Genomic DNA, 15,563 nt, shown 5'->3' with positions numbered 1-15,563 from the left:
CAGCGAATCAAGAGGTCAGTCTGGGGATGCCGCAGCTCCCCGCCCCCGCCTACCCCGACGACGTACGGGCCCGGCTCGAAACGGACGCGCGGGAGGTGATCGCCCGCTACCCCGACAGCCGCTCCGCGCTGCTGCCGCTGCTCCACCTCGTCCAGTCCGAGGAGGGGTACGTCTCCCGTACGGGCATGGCCCTCTGCGCCGAACTTCTCGGGCTCACCACGGCGGAGGTCACGGCCGTCGCGACCTTCTACACGATGTACCGGCGCAAGCCCAGCGGCGACTACCAGGTCGGCGTCTGCACCAACACCCTCTGCGCGGTCATGGGCGGCGACGCCATCTTCGACCGGCTCAAGACGCACCTGGGCGTCGGCAACGACGAGACCACCGACGACGGCAAGGTCACCCTCGAACACATCGAGTGCAACGCGGCCTGCGACTACGCACCCGTCGTGATGGTGAACTGGGAGTTCTTCGACAACCAGACCCCCGAGAGCGCGACGAAGCTCGTCGACGACCTCATCGCCGGGCGGACCGTCGAACCCACCCGGGGCGCCCCGATCTGCTCGTACAAGGAGACCGCCCGCATCCTCGCCGGGTTCCCCGACGAGCGCCCCGGCGCGGTCGCCGCGAGCGGCGGCGCCGGACCCGCCTCCCTGGTCGGGCTCCGCCTCGCCAAGGGCGAAACCACCCCGGGACACCGGGTCGTCGCCCAGCGCCGGGACGTCCCCGCGGACCAGCCGCACGATCCCTCGCCGTCCGAGCACCTCAGCTCGCACGACGCACCGCAGCAGACATCGGCCTCCGACCCGGACCACCCGGCCGGACCCGCAGCCGAGGAGGGGGAGTGATGACCTTGGCCGCCGAGATCGACAGGAACGGGACCAGCCCCGAGAAGCTCCTCGCCCCGGTGCTCTCCGCCCACTGGGACGAGGCGGAGCCCTGGACGCTGGAGAGCTACCGCCGCCACGACGGGTACGAGGGCCTGCGCAAGGCCCTCGCCATGACGCCCGACGACCTCATCGCGTACGTCAAGGACTCCGGTCTGCGCGGACGCGGCGGCGCCGGCTTCCCCACCGGGATGAAGTGGCAGTTCATCCCGCAGGGCGACGGCAAGCCGCACTACCTCGTCGTCAACGCCGACGAGTCGGAGCCCGGCACCTGCAAGGACATCCCGCTCCTCTTCGCCAACCCGCACAGCCTCATCGAGGGCATCGTGATCGCCTGCTACGCGATCCGCTCCTCGCACGCCTTCATCTACCTGCGCGGCGAGGTCGTGCCCGTCCTGCGGCGGCTGCACGAAGCCGTCCGCGAGGCGTACGCGGCCGGCTACCTCGGCAAGGACGCCCTCGGCCCGGGTCTCGACCTCGAACTGACCGTGCACGCGGGCGCCGGGGCGTACATCTGCGGCGAGGAGACGGCGCTCCTCGACTCCCTCGAAGGACGGCGCGGCCAGCCCCGGCTGCGGCCCCCCTTCCCCGCGGTCGCCGGTCTGTACGCCTGCCCCACCGTGGTGAACAACGTGGAGTCCATCGCCTCGGTTCCCGCGATCCTCCAGCGCGGCAAGGACTGGTTCAAGTCGATGGGCAGCGAGAAGTCCCCGGGCTTCACGCTCTACTCGCTCAGCGGCCACGTCACCAGCCCCGGCCAGTACGAGGCCCCGCTCGGCATCACGCTCCGCCAGCTGCTCGACATGAGCGGCGGCATCCGCGCCGGGCACCGCCTCAAGTTCTGGACCCCGGGCGGCTCGTCCACCCCGATGTTCACCGACGAGCACCTCGACGTCCCCCTCGACTACGAGGGCGTCGGCGCCGCAGGCTCCATGCTCGGCACCAAGGCGCTCCAGTGCTTCGACGAGACGACCTGCGTGGTGCGGGCCGTCACCCGGTGGACCGAGTTCTACGCCCACGAGTCCTGCGGCAAGTGCACGCCCTGCCGCGAAGGCACCTACTGGCTCGTCCAGTTGCTCCGCGACATCGAAGCGGGCAAGGGCCGCCCCGGCGACCTCGACAAGCTCAACGACATCGCCGACAACATCAACGGCAAGTCCTTCTGCGCGCTGGGCGACGGTGCCGCCTCGCCGATCTTCTCCTCGCTGAAGTACTTCCGCGAGGAGTACGAGCAGCACATCACCGGCAAGGGCTGCCCCTTCGACCCCGCGAAGTCGACCCTCTGGGCCGACGACAAAGACACCGACGACCAAGACGCTCACCGGGGGGTGAACGCATGACAGTCACCACCAGTGCGCCCTCCGGGGGCGGACAGGCGGCCGTACCGCCCGAGGACCTCGTCACGCTGACCATCGACGGCATCGAGACCAGCGTCCCCAAGGGGACCCTCGTCATCCGCGCCGCCGAGGAACTCGGCATCGAGATCCCCCGGTTCTGCGACCACCCGCTCCTCGACCCGGCCGGCGCCTGCCGCCAGTGCATCGTCGAGGTGGAGGGCCAGCGCAAGCCGATGGCCTCCTGCACCATCACCTGCACCGACGGCATGGTCGTCAAGTCGCAGCTCACCTCGCCCGTCGCCGAGAAGGCCCAGAAGGGTGTGATGGAGCTGCTGCTCATCAACCACCCGCTGGACTGCCCGGTCTGCGACAAGGGCGGCGAGTGCCCGCTCCAGAACCAGTCGCTCTCGCACGGCGGCGCCGAATCCCGGTTCGACGGACGCAAGCGGACGTTCGAGAAGCCCGTCCCGATCTCCACCCAGGTGCTGCTGGACCGCGAACGCTGCGTGCTCTGCGCACGCTGCACCCGGTTCTCCAACCAGGTGGCCGGCGACCCGATGATCGAGCTGCTGGAACGCGGCGCGCTCCAGCAGGTCGGCACCGGCGAGGGCGACCCCTTCGAGTCGTACTTCTCCGGCAACACCATCCAGATCTGCCCGGTCGGGGCGCTCACCTCGGCGGCGTACCGCTTCCGTTCGCGCCCCTTCGACCTGGTCTCCTCGCCCTCGGTCTGCGAGCACTGCGCGGGCGGCTGCGCCACCCGCACCGACCACCGGCGCGGCAAGGTCATGCGCCGCCTCGCGGCCAACGACCCCGAGGTCAACGAAGAGTGGCTGTGCGACAAGGGACGCTTCGGCTTCCGCTACGCCCAGCAGCGCGACCGGCTCACCACCCCGCTGGTCCGCAACGCCGACGGCGACCTCGAACCCGCCTCCTGGCCGGAGGCGCTCGCCGCCGCCGCCGCGGGACTCGGCGCGGCACGCGGCCGGGCCGGGGTGCTGACCGGCGGGCGGCTCACCGTCGAGGACGCCTACGCGTACAGCAAGTTCGCGCGGGTCGCCCTGGACACCAACGACATCGACTTCCGGGCCCGGGTGCACAGCGGCGAGGAGGCCGACTTCCTGGCCGCCCGCGTCGCCGGACGCGGCCGCGACCTGGACGGCGAGGGTGTCACCTACACCTCGCTGGAGAAGGCGTCGGCGGTCCTGCTCGCCGGATTCGAGTCCGAGGAGGAGGCGCCCGGCGTCTTCCTCCGGCTCCGCAAGGCCCAGCGCAAGCACGGCCAGCGGACCTGGGCGCTCGCCTCGCACGCCACCCGCGGGCTGGAGAAGGCGGGCGGCACCCTGCTGCCGGCCGCCCCCGGTACCGAGACCGAGTGGCTGGACGCGCTCGCCGGAGGCGTCGGGCTCGACGAGGCCGGAGCGGCCGCCGCCGAAGCGCTGCGCGGCGAGAACTCCGTCATCGTCGTCGGCGAACGGCTCGCCGGGGTCCCCGGCGCACTGACCGCCGTCCTGCGCACCGCCACCGCCACCGGCGCCGCCCTGGTGTGGATTCCGCGCCGGGCCGGGGAGCGCGGGGCGCTGGAAGCCGGGGCCCTGCCGACCCTGCTGCCCGGCGGCCGCCCGGCCACCGACCCGCGCGCCCGCCAGGAGGTCGCCGCCCTCTGGGGCCTCACCGACCTGCCCGCCCGCCACGGGCGCGACACCGCCCAGATCCTCGGCGCCGCCGCCACCGGCGAACTCGGTGCGCTGCTCGTCGCGGGCGTCGAACCCCGCGACCTGCCGGACCCGGCCGCCGCGCTCGCCGCGCTGGACCAGGTCGGCTTCCTCGTCTCGCTGGAGCTGCGGCCCAGCGAGGTCACCGAACGCGCCGACGTGGTGCTGCCGGTGGCCGCCGTCGTCGAGAAGTCCGGCACCTTCCTCAACTGGGAAGGCCGCGCCCGGATGTTCGAGGCGGCGCTGAAGCCCGAGCAGATGACCCGTACCCTCGCGCCGACCGACGGCCGGGTGCTGCACATGCTGGCCGACGCCCTCGACGCCCACCTCGGGCTGCCCGACCTCGCCGCCGCCCGCCGCGAACTCGACCGGCTCGGCGGCTGGACCGGCTCGCACGCGAGCGTCCCGAGGGAGACCGGACGCCCGCTGCCCCGGCCCGGCGACGGCGAGGCGATCCTCGCCGGCCACCGCATGTTGCTCGACCTCGGCCGGCTCCAGGAGGGCGACGAGGCGCTGGCCGGCACCCGGCACGCCGCCGTCGCCCGGCTCTCCGCGCACACCGCGGCCGAGACCGGGGTGAAGGACGGCGACCTGCTCGCCGTCACCGGACCCGCCGGCAGCGTCGAACTCCCGCTGCGGATCACCGAGATGCCGGACCGGGTGGTCTGGGTACCGCTCAACTCCACCGGACGCGGCGTCCCCGCGCAGACCGGCTCCCGCCCCGGCGGCCTGGTCCGCATCGGCCCCGCCACCACCGCAGCCCCCGCCCACTCACCGGAGGTGCGAGCGTGAACAGCCTCGCTCACCTGGCCACGGCGCCCGGCGGTGTCCCGCTGGCCGCCGAGGACCTCTCGATGTTCGGCACCGACCCCTGGTGGCTGGTCGTCGTCAAGGCGGTCTTCTGCTTCGCGTTCCTGATGGTGACCGTGCTCTTCGCGATCGTCTGGGAGCGCAAGGTCGTCGCCTGGATGCAGTTGCGCATCGGCCCCAACCGGAACGGCCCCTGGGGGCTGCTCCAGTCGCTCGCCGACGGCGTCAAGCTGATGCTGAAGGAAGACCTGATCGTCAAGCGCGCCGACCGGGTCGTCTACATCCTCGCGCCGATCGTCGCGGCCATCCCGGCGTTCATGGCGATCGCCGTGATCCCGTTCGGCCCGTCCGGCAACGAGGTGTCGATCTTCGGCCACCGTACGACGATGCAGCTCACCGACCTGCCGATCGCGATGCTCTACATCCTCGCGGTCGCCTCGGTCGGCATCTACGGCATCGTCCTCGCCGGCTGGTCCTCCGGCTCGACCTACCCGCTCCTCGGCGGACTCCGGTCCTGCGCCCAGATGATCAGTTACGAGATCGCGATGGGCGCCGCGTTCGCCTCGGTCTTCCTCTACTCCGGGTCGATGTCGACCTCGAAGATCGTGGAAGCGCAAGCCGACCGCTGGTTCATCGTGCTGCTGCCGGTCTCGTTCATCATCTACATCGTCACCATGGTCGGCGAGACCAACCGCGCCCCGTTCGACATGCCGGAGTCCGAGGGCGACCTCGTCGGCGGCTTCAACACCGAGTACTCCTCCATCAAGTTCGCGATGTTCATGCTCGCCGAGTACGTGAACATGGTGACGGTCTCCGCGGTCTCCGCGACCCTCTTCCTGGGCGGCTGGCGGGCCCCGTACCCGATCAGCACCTTCTGGGAGGGCGCGAACCACGGCTGGTGGCCGATGCTCTGGTTCGTCGTCAAGGTCCAGCTGCTCCTCTTCTTCTTCATCTGGCTGCGCGGCTCGCTGCCCCGCGTCCGCTACGACCAGCTGATGAAGCTCGGCTGGAAGGTCCTCATCCCGGTCTCCGTGGTCTGGCTGATGATGGTCGCCACCGTGCGCGCCCTGAACAACGAGGGGTACGACTTCTCGAAGATCGTGCTCTACGTCGCGGGCGCCGTGATCGCGGTGCTGCTGATCTCCTTCCTCGCCGACTCCTTCCGCGACCGCAAGGGCCGCGAGGAGGAGGCGAAGGCGGGCCCGCCGCCCGAGTTCGACCCGATGGCGGGCGGGTTCCCCGTACCACCGCTGCCCGGACAGACCCTGCCGCCCGTGCCCCGGCGCACTCCGCGCCGCGAACGGGAGCTCGTTGTCAGTGGTGGCCCCGATACTCAGAGTGACGGAAACGTGAGTGACGGAAAGGAGGCCGACCGTGTCTGAGTCACCAGAGCCCTCTCAGGGCCCAGCGGCTTCGAACGACAAGTTCCAGAACCCCGTGGCCGGCTTCGGCGTGACCTTCAAGGCCATGTTCAAGAAGCGGCTCACCGAGCAGTACCCGGAGACGCCGAAGGTGACGGCGCCGCGCTTCCACGGCCGTCACCAGCTCAACCGGCACCCGGACGGCCTGGAGAAGTGCATCGGCTGCGAGCTGTGCGCCTGGGCCTGTCCGGCCGACGCCATCTACGTCGAGGGCGCCGACAACACCGACGAGGAGCGGTACTCCCCGGGCGAACGGTACGGCCGCGTCTACCAGATCAACTACGCGCGCTGCATTCTCTGCGGTCTCTGCATCGAGGCGTGCCCCACCCGGGCGCTCACGATGACCAACGAGTTCGAGCTCGCCAACACCACCCGCGCCAGCCTCATCTACACCAAGGACGAGCTGCTCGCGGGGCTGGAGGAGGGCATGGTCGACAGCCCGCACGCGATCTTCCCCGGCATGGACGAACAGGACTACTACCGGGGCCTGGTGACCGAGGCCGCCCCCGGCGCCGAGCGCCAGAGGGCGGTGTCCAAGGGGGAGAAGCCCGACGACGCGTCAAAGGTGCCCGGCTCCGAAGCCGCGTCGGCCGCGTCCCACGAGCACGACCACGCCCACGCGGGCCACGGACACGGTTCGCACGGACACGGTTCGCACGGTCAGAGGGGAGCGGGCGCATGAGCGCGCTGGCCGCAGCGGCCTCCACCACCTCGACCGGCGAGGCCGTCCAGTTCTGGATCCTCGGTACGGTCGCCCTGCTCGGCGCCCTCTTCACCGTCCTGATGAAGCGGGCCGTGCACAGCGCGCTCTCGCTCGCCGGGACCATGATCGTGCTGGCGGTGTTCTACCTCGCCAACGGCGCGTACTTCCTCGGCATCGTGCAGGTCGTCGTCTACACCGGCGCGATCATGATGCTCTTCCTCTTCGTCGTGATGCTCGTCGGCGTCACCGCCGCGGACTCGCTGAAGGAGACCCTCAAGGGCCAGCGCTGGCTGGCCGCCGGATGCGGTCTCGGCTTCGGGGTGCTGCTCGTCGCCGGCATCGGCAACGCCTCCCTGAACAGCTTCAACGGCCTCGGCACCGCCAACGCCGTGCACGGGGGGAACGTCGAGGGACTCGCCAACCTCATCTTCACCAAGTACGTCTTCGCGTTCGAGATCACCGGTGCCCTCCTCATCACCGCGACGGTCGGGGCGATGGTGCTCACCCACAAGGAACGCACCGAGCGCGCGCAGACCCAGCGGGAGATGTCCGAGGCCCGGGTCCGCTCGAACCACCTGCCGCCACTGCCCGCCCCCGGCGTCTACGCCCGGCACAACGCCGTGGACATCGCCGGTCTGCTGCCCGACGGCACCCCGTCCGAGCTGACCGTGATGCGCACCCTGCGCGACCGCGGACAGATCCGCGACGTCTCCGAGGAGGCGCTCGCCGACCTCAGGGCACTGGAACAGCGGTCCGGTGAGCGGCTCGGACGCTCCACCGCCCTCTCCGCCCGGGGCGCGTCAGCGTCAACGGGGAGCCCCACCGACCGCGCCGGGAACGGGGAGGACACCCAGTGAATCCGGTCAACTACCTCTACCTGGCAGCTCTGCTGTTCACCATCGGCGCCTGCGGGGTGCTGATCCGGCGGAACGCGATCGTGGTGTTCATGTGCGTGGAGCTGATGCTCAACGCCTGCAACCTCGCCTTCGTCACCTTCTCCCGCATGCACGGCAACCTCGACGGTCAGATCATCGCGTTCTTCACGATGGTCGTCGCCGCCGCGGAAGTCGTCGTCGGGCTGGCGATCATCGTGTCGCTGTTCCGCTCCCGCCACTCGGCCTCGGTCGACGACGCCAGCCTGATGAAGCTGTGAGGGGCTGAATCGTGGAGAACCTGATCGCGCTGCTCATCGCGGCGCCCCTGCTCGGAGCGGCCGTCCTGCTGTGCGGGGGCCGCCGTCTCGACCGGGCCGGACACTGGCTCGGCACCCTGCTCGCCGCCGTGTCGTTCGTCCTGGCCGTGGTGCTCTTCGCCGACATGCTCGGCAAGGGCGCCGAAGAACGCCTGCTGCACCAGAAGCTGTTCAGCTGGATTCCCGTGGAGGGCTTCCAGGCCGACGTCGCCTTCCAGCTCGACCAGCTGTCGATGACGTTCGTGCTGCTGATCACCAGTGTGGGCACCCTGATCCACATCTACTCGATCGGCTACATGGAGCACGACGAACGCCGTCGCCGCTTCTTCGGCTATCTCAACCTCTTCGTCGCGGCGATGCTCATCCTGGTCCTCGCCGACAACTACCTGCTGCTGTACGTCGGATGGGAGGGCGTCGGCCTCGCCTCGTACCTCCTCATCGGGTTCTGGCAGCACAAGCCCAGCGCGGCCACCGCCGCCAAGAAGGCCTTCCTGGTCAACCGGGTCGGCGACATGGGCCTCTCCATCGCGATCATGCTGATGTTCACCACCTTCGGCACCTTCGCCTTCGGGCCGGTGCTCGGAGCGACCGGCGACACCAGCGAGGGCAAGCTCACCGCGATCGGCCTGATGCTGCTGCTCGCCGCCTGCGGCAAGTCCGCGCAGGTGCCGCTCCAGTCCTGGCTCGGCGACGCGATGGAGGGCCCGACCCCGGTCTCCGCCCTCATCCACGCCGCGACCATGGTCACCGCCGGCGTCTACCTCGTCGTCCGCTCCGGTGCGATCTTCAACGCCGCCCCGGACGCGCAGCTCGTCGTCGCGATCGTCGGAGCGGTCACGCTCCTGTTCGGTGCGATCGTCGGTTGCGCCAAGGACGACATCAAGAAGGCACTGGCCGGCTCGACGATGTCGCAGATCGGCTACATGGTCCTCGCCGCGGGCCTCGGCCCCATCGGGTACGTCTTCGCGATCATGCACCTGGTGACGCACGGCTTCTTCAAGGCCGGGCTCTTCCTCGGTGCCGGTTCGGTCATGCACGGCATGAACGACGAGGTCGACATGAGGAAGTTCGGCGACCTGCGGAAGTACATGCCGGTCACCTTCATCACCTTCGGCCTCGGCTACCTCGCCATCATCGGCTTCCCCGGCCTCTCCGGCTTCTTCTCCAAGGACAAGATCATCGAGGCGGCCTTCGCCAAGGGCGGCACCGAGGGCTGGATCCTCGGCTCCGTCGCCCTGCTGGGCGCCGCGATCACCGCGTTCTACATGACGCGCGTGATGCTGATGACCTTCTTCGGCGAGAAGCGCTGGCAGCCCGACGCCGACGGCCACGAGCCGCACCCGCACGAGTCCCCGAAGTCGATGACGATCCCCATGATCGTGCTCGCCTTCGGCTCGGTCTTCGCGGGCGGCTTCTTCTCCATCGGCGACCGGTTCCTGCACTGGCTGGAGCCCGTCACCGGCCACGACCACGGGGACTCCCCGGTCGGCGCGACCACCGTCACCGGCGCCACCATGGTGGTGCTCGTCGTCGGCGTCGCCATCGCCTGGGCGATGTACGGCCGCCGGCCGGTGCCCGCCCTCGCCCCGCGCGGCTCGCTGCTCACCCGGGCCGCCCGCCGCGACCTCCTCCAGGACGACTTCAACCACGTCGTCCTGGTCCGCGGCGGCGAGCACCTCACCCGCTCCCTGGTCTACGTCGACCACTCCCTGGTCGACGGCGTCGTCAACGGCACGGCCGCCACGGTCGGCGGGCTCTCCGGCCGGCTGCGCAAACTGCAGAACGGCTACGCCCGCTCCTACGCGGTCTCGATGTTCGGCGGTACGGCGGTCCTCATCGCCGCGACCCTGCTGATGAGGGCGGTCTGATCACATGTCCTTTCCCCTCCTGACAGCGACGGCGGCGCTCCCCGCGATCGGTGCCATCGCCACCGCCGCCGTCCCGGCCCAGCGGCGCACCGCCGCGAAATGGCTGGCGCTGCTCGTCTCGCTGGCCACCCTGGTCCTCGCGGCGATCGTGCTGGTCCGCTTCGAGCCCGGCGGCGCCCGCTACCAGCTCACCGAGTCGCACGCCTGGATCGCCGACTTCGGCGTCCGGTACGAACTCGGCGTGGACGGCATCGGAGTGGCGCTCCTCGCGCTCACCGCGCTGCTCATCCCGTTCGTGATCCTGGCCGGCTGGCACGACGCCGACCCCCTGGAGACGCACAACTCCCGGTGGCGCCCCACCCAGGGCTTCTTCGCCCTGATCCTGATGGTGGAGGCGATGGTGATCCTCTCCTTCGAGGCCACCGACGTCTTCCTCTTCTACATCCTCTTCGAAGCCATGCTCATCCCGATGTACTTCCTCATCGGCGGCTTCGGGGACCGGGCCCACGCGGGCACCGACGAGAACGCCGCGGCCCAGCGCTCGTACGCCGCCGTGAAGTTCCTCCTCTACAACCTCGTCGGCGGCCTCATCATGCTGGCCGCCGTCATCGGGCTGTACGCCGTCGCCGGGAGCTTCTCGCTCTCCGAGATCGCCGAGGCCCGCGCGAACGGCTCCCTGGAGATGGCGACCAGCACCGAGCGGTGGCTCTTCCTCGGGTTCTTCTTCGCCTTCGCGGTGAAGGCCCCGCTCTGGCCGCTGCACACCTGGCTGCCCAACGCCATGGGCGAGGCGACCGCACCCGTCGCCGTGCTGATCACCGCGATCGTCGACAAGGTCGGCACCTTCGCGATGCTCCGCTTCTGCCTCCAGCTCTTCCCGGAGGCCAGCAAGTGGGCCACCCCGGTGGTGCTCGCCCTCGCGCTGGTCTCCATCGTGTACGGCGCGCTCCTCGCGGTCGGCCAGCGCGACATCAAGCGGCTGATCGCCTACGCGTCGATCTCGCACTTCGGCTTCATCATCCTGGGCATCTTCGCGATGACCAGCCAGGGCCAGTCGGGCGCCACGCTCTACATGGTCAACCACGGCATCTCGACCGCCGCGCTGATGCTGGTCGCCGGATTCCTCATCACCCGGCGCGGCTCCCGCCTGATCGCGGACTACGGCGGAGTGCAGAAGGTCGCCCCGATCCTCGCGGGCACCTTCCTCGTCGGCGGTCTCGCCACCCTCTCGCTGCCGGGGCTCGCCCCGTTCGTCAGCGAGTTCCTGGTCCTGGTCGGGGTGTTCAGCGCCTACCCGGTGGCCGGGATCATCGCCACCACCGGCATCGTGCTCGCCGCGCTCTACGTCCTGGTCCTCTACCAGCGGACCATGACCGGCCCGGTGAAGGCCACCGTCCAGGGCATGGCGGACCTGCGGGTCCGTGAGCTGGTGGTGGTCGTACCGCTGATCGCGCTGCTGCTCTTCCTGGGCGTCTTCCCGAAGCCGCTCACGGAGATCGTCGACCCGGCGGTGCAGCACACCATGTCCGACGTACAGAAGCAGGACCCCCAGCCCGAGGTGGAGGCCGCCCAGTGAGCGCAACAGCTGTCCACAGCTTGTGGACCGTGGCGGGCGGGGTGACGACGGCCGCCCCGGACGTGAAGTTCACGGCCCCCACCATCGAGTACGCCCAACTCTCACCCGTCCTGATCGTGGTCGGCGCGGCGGTGCTCGGCGTCCTGGCGGAAGCCTTCGTGCCCCGCCGGGCCCGGTACCTCACGCAGGTCCTCCTCACCGTCGTCGCCCTGGCCGCCGCGTTCGCCGCGGTCGTCGGGCTCGCCGCCGGCGGGTACGGCACGACCAAGGCCCACATCGCGGCGATGGGCGCCGTCGCGGTGGACGGACCGGCGCTGTTCCTGCAGGGCACCATCCTGCTGGCCTCGCTGGTCGCGGTCTTCACCTTCGCCGAGCGGCGGCTCGACCCCGCCTCGCACGGCAACCGGGTCGACTCCTTCGTCGCCCAGGCCGGGTCCGTCCCGGGCAGCGACAGCGAGAAGCAGGCGGTCAGGGCCGGGTTCACCACCACCGAGGTCTTCCCGCTCGTCCTCTTCGCCATCGCGGGCATGCTGGTCTTCCCGGCCGCCAACGATCTGCTGACCCTCTTCGTCGCGCTCGAAGTCTTCTCCCTGCCGCTCTACCTCCTCTGCGCCCTCGCCCGCCGCAAGCGGCTGATGTCGCAGGAGGCCGCGGTGAAGTACTTCCTGCTCGGCGCGTTCTCGTCGGCGTTCCTCCTCTTCGGGATCGCCCTCCTCTACGGCTACGCGGGCTCCGTCTCGTACGCCACCATCGCGAGCGTCGTCGACGGCTCGGTCACCGAGATCGACCCCGCCCTCGCCTCCACCATGGGCAACGACGCGCTGCTCCTCATCGGGGGCGCGATGATCCTGATGGGGCTCCTCTTCAAGGTCGGCGCCGTGCCGTTCCACATGTGGACCCCGGACGTCTACCAGGGCGCACCGACCCCGGTCACCGGCTTCATGGCCGCCGCCACCAAGGTCGCCGCGTTCGGCGCGCTGCTCCGCCTGCTGTACGTCGTGCTCCCCGGCCTCACCTGGGACTGGCGGCCGGTCATGTGGGGCGTGTCCATCGTCACCATGCTGGGCGGCGCGATCGTCGCGATCACCCAGACCGACATCAAGCGGCTGCTCGCCTACTCCTCGATCGCCCACGCCGGGTTCATCCTCGCGGGTGTCATCGCGACCACCCCGGAGGGCATCTCCTCGGTCCTCTTCTACCTCGTCGCCTACTCCTTCGTGACGGTCGGCGCCTTCGCCGTCGTCACCCTGGTGCGCGACGCGGGCGGCGAGGCGACCCACCTGTCGAAGTGGGCCGGGCTCGGCCGGCGCTCCCCGCTGACCGCCGCCGTCTTCGCGGTGTTCCTGCTGGCCTTCGCCGGTATCCCGCTCACCTCGGGCTTCTCCGGCAAGTTCGCCGTCTTCAAGGCGGCGGCGGACGGCGGCGCGGGCGGGCTCGTGGTGGTCGGTGTGATCTCCTCGGCGATCGCCGCGTTCTTCTACATCCGAGTCATCGTCCTGATGTTCTTCAGCGAGCCGAAGGCGGACGGCCCCACGGTCGCCGTCCCGTCCCCGCTGACGATGACCACCATCGGCATCGGCGTCGCGGTCACCCTGGTGCTGGGCCTCGCCCCGCAGTACTTCCTGGACCTGGCGAGCCAGGCGGGGATCTTCGTGCGGTAGCGGTGCGACTGTGGGTAGCGGCGTGACGCACACGCTGTTCCTGGACGCCGGACGGGCTGGAGTCAAGCCCGTCCGGCGTTGTCGTACCGGCCGCCTATGGTGAAGAGGGACGTACGGCCCGAGGGACGACGGACACGACGACGGCGAACAGAGCGACGAGCAGGACGGGCGGGACCATGGACGTGACCGAGGCCGTGACCGGGGCCACCGGCAGCGGGGCCACAGACGGCGGGGCCACAGACGGCGGGACCTACGGAAGCGGGGGCGCCGGCAGCGAGGCGCGGCAGACCCTGCACCGGGTCTTCGGGTACGAATCGTTCCGGGGCGAGCAGGGCGCGATCATCGAGCACGTGGTCGCGGGCGGCGACGCCGTCGTCCTGATGCCCACCGGCGGCGGCAAGTCCCTCTGCTACCAGATCCCCGCCCTGGTCCGCCCCGGCACCGGCGTCGTCGTCTCCCCGCTGATCGCCCTCATGCAGGACCAGGTCGACGCCCTGCGCGCCCTCGGCGTCCGGGCCGGCTTCATCAACTCCACCCAGGACTTCGACGAGCGCCGCTCCATGGAGGCGCAGTACATCGCCGGAGAGTTGGACATCCTCTACCTCGCGCCCGAACGGCTGCGCCTGGACGCCACGCTCTCGCTCCTCTCCCGGGGCACGGTCTCCGTCTTCGCGATCGACGAGGCGCACTGCGTCGCCCAGTGGGGCCACGACTTCCGCCCCGACTACCTCACGCTCTCCGTCCTCGGCGAGCGCTGGCCGGACGTCCCGCGCATCGCCCTGACGGCGACCGCGACGGACGCCACGCACCAGGAGATCACCCGCCGCCTGGGCATGCCGGACGCCAAGCACTTCGTGGCCAGCTTCGACCGGCCCAACATCCAGTACCGCATCGTCCCCAAGTCCGACCCGAAGAAGCAGCTGCTCACCTTCCTCACGGAGGAGCACACCGGGGACGCGGGCATCGTCTACTGCCTCTCCCGCAACTCCACCGAGAAGACGGCCGAGTACCTCTGCCGCAACGGCATCGAGGCCGTGCCGTACCACGCCGGCCTCGACGCGGGGACCCGCGCGGCCCACCAGTCCCGCTTCCTGCGCGAGGAGGGGCTCGTCGTCGTCGCGACGATCGCCTTCGGCATGGGCATCGACAAGCCGGACGTCCGGTTCGTCGCCCACCTCGACCTCCCCAAGTCCGTCGAGGGGTACTACCAGGAGACCGGCCGCGCCGGACGCGACGGCGCCCCCTCCACGGCGTGGATGGCGTACGGCCTCCAGGACGTCGTCCAGCAGCGCAAGCTCATCCAAGGCGGCGACGGCGACGAGGCACACCGCCGCCGCGCCTCCGCACATCTGGACTCGATGCTGGCGCTCTGCGAGACCGTCCAGTGCCGCCGGGCCCAGCTCCTCACCTACTTCGGTCAGGAACCCACCGCCGCCACCTGCGGCAACTGCGACACCTGCCTGGTCCCGCCGGAGACCTGGGACGGCACGGTCGTCTCGCAGAAGCTGCTCTCCACCGTGGTCCGGCTGAAGCGGGAGCGGAACCAGAAGTTCGGCGCCGGGCAGATCATCGACATCCTGCTGGGCCGCAAGACCGCGAAGGTCATCCAGTTCGACCACGACCAGCTCTCCGTCTTCGGCATCGGCGAGGAGCTGGCCGAGGCCGAGTGGCGCGGGGTGGTCCGCCAGCTGCTGGCCCAGGGCCTGCTCGCCGTGGAGGGGGAGTACGGCACCCTCGTGCTGACCGACGCCAGCGCCACGGTCCTCGGCCGCGAGCGCGAGGTCCTGCTGCGCAAGGAGCCCAAGCGGGCCACCGAGCGGACGGCGGCCAAGGGCGAACGCCGCGCCAAGTCGGCTGCTGCCGCCGCCGATCTGCCCGCGTCCGCCGTACCCGTCTTCGAGGCGCTGCGCGGCTGGCGCGCGGCGACGGCGAAGGAGCAGGGCGTCCCGGCGTACGTCATCTTCCACGACGCGACCCTGCGCGAGATCGCCACCGTCCACCCCTCGTCCCTCTCCGAGCTGGGCGGGGTCAGCGGCCTGGGCGAGAAGAAGCTGGCGACCTACGGCGAGGGCGTGCTGGAGGTCCTGGCGGGGCTGGGCGCCTCCGCGGCGGAGTCCACCGACGCGCCTGCGGCGGCACCCGCGGCCCGCGCGGACGCCCCCGCGGCCCGAGCCGCCGCCGAGCCCGCGCCCAGCCCGGCACCCGCGCGTACGGCGGCGAACACCGGTGACCCGTTCGCCGACGCCGCATTCGGCTGGGACGACGAGGAGCCCCCGGAGTACGAGTGATCCCGGACGGGCCAGGCGGGCGGGACGCCGGTAGGGGGAGCCGGGACTACCTCGGTTCCGCCGGCCGGCGCGGCGCCGTGATCGCGCCGAGATCGAGGTCGATCG

Annotated in this window: 11 protein-coding genes; all 11 read left to right on the top strand. The window is 70.7% G+C overall.

The features are described from left to right. Positions 1-26: 26 nt before the first annotated feature. Positions 27-848, top strand: a complete 822-nt coding sequence (gene nuoE, locus OG599_RS13805) for an NADH-quinone oxidoreductase subunit NuoE (protein ID WP_327180028.1) — start codon at positions 27-29, stop codon at positions 846-848. Then, positions 848-2,227, top strand: a complete 1,380-nt coding sequence (gene nuoF, locus OG599_RS13800; RefSeq protein ID WP_327176263.1) for an NADH-quinone oxidoreductase subunit NuoF — start codon at positions 848-850, stop codon at positions 2,225-2,227. The genes nuoE and nuoF overlap by 1 nt, the downstream gene beginning before the upstream one ends. Then, a complete protein-coding gene (locus tag OG599_RS13795) occupies positions 2,224-4,731 on the top strand; it encodes an NADH-quinone oxidoreductase subunit G (RefSeq protein ID WP_327176262.1) in 2,508 nt (835 codons plus the stop codon). The genes nuoF and OG599_RS13795 overlap by 4 nt, the downstream gene beginning before the upstream one ends. Next, positions 4,728-6,131: an NADH-quinone oxidoreductase subunit NuoH gene (gene nuoH / locus OG599_RS13790; protein ID WP_327176261.1), complete on the top strand. Its 1,404-nt coding sequence runs from the start codon at positions 4,728-4,730 to the stop codon at positions 6,129-6,131. Before OG599_RS13795 ends, nuoH begins: the two co-directional genes overlap by 4 nt. Further along, positions 6,124-6,852 (top strand): NADH-quinone oxidoreductase subunit NuoI, encoded by a 729-nt coding sequence (nuoI, locus tag OG599_RS13785; protein WP_327176260.1) that lies wholly within the window; start codon positions 6,124-6,126, stop codon positions 6,850-6,852. Before nuoH ends, nuoI begins: the two co-directional genes overlap by 8 nt. Further along, on the top strand, positions 6,849-7,730 hold the full coding sequence (locus OG599_RS13780) for an NADH-quinone oxidoreductase subunit J (protein WP_327176259.1): 882 nt from the start codon (positions 6,849-6,851) through the stop codon (positions 7,728-7,730). Before nuoI ends, OG599_RS13780 begins: the two co-directional genes overlap by 4 nt. After that, complete coding sequence (gene nuoK / locus OG599_RS13775) at positions 7,727-8,026, top strand: NADH-quinone oxidoreductase subunit NuoK (protein WP_266705390.1); 300 nt, start codon at positions 7,727-7,729, stop codon at positions 8,024-8,026. Before OG599_RS13780 ends, nuoK begins: the two co-directional genes overlap by 4 nt. Before the next feature lie 11 nt (positions 8,027-8,037). After that, positions 8,038-9,933: an NADH-quinone oxidoreductase subunit L gene (gene nuoL / locus OG599_RS13770; RefSeq protein ID WP_327176258.1), complete on the top strand. Its 1,896-nt coding sequence runs from the start codon at positions 8,038-8,040 to the stop codon at positions 9,931-9,933. Between the two features lie 4 nt (positions 9,934-9,937). Beyond that, on the top strand, positions 9,938-11,509 hold the full coding sequence (locus tag OG599_RS13765; protein ID WP_327176257.1) for an NADH-quinone oxidoreductase subunit M: 1,572 nt from the start codon (positions 9,938-9,940) through the stop codon (positions 11,507-11,509). Continuing rightward, positions 11,506-13,170, top strand: a complete 1,665-nt coding sequence (gene nuoN, locus OG599_RS13760; RefSeq protein ID WP_327176256.1) for an NADH-quinone oxidoreductase subunit NuoN — start codon at positions 11,506-11,508, stop codon at positions 13,168-13,170. Before OG599_RS13765 ends, nuoN begins: the two co-directional genes overlap by 4 nt. 176 nt (positions 13,171-13,346) lie before the next feature. After that, positions 13,347-15,458 (top strand): DNA helicase RecQ, encoded by a 2,112-nt coding sequence (recQ, locus tag OG599_RS13755; RefSeq protein WP_327176255.1) that lies wholly within the window; start codon positions 13,347-13,349, stop codon positions 15,456-15,458. The last annotated feature ends 105 nt before the right edge of the window (positions 15,459-15,563 follow it).

Origin of the sequence: Streptomyces sp. NBC_01335, assembly GCF_035953295.1 — a bacterium.
Classification (GTDB): domain Bacteria; phylum Actinomycetota; class Actinomycetes; order Streptomycetales; family Streptomycetaceae; genus Streptomyces.
This window is presented reverse-complemented; position numbering and strand designations above follow the sequence as displayed.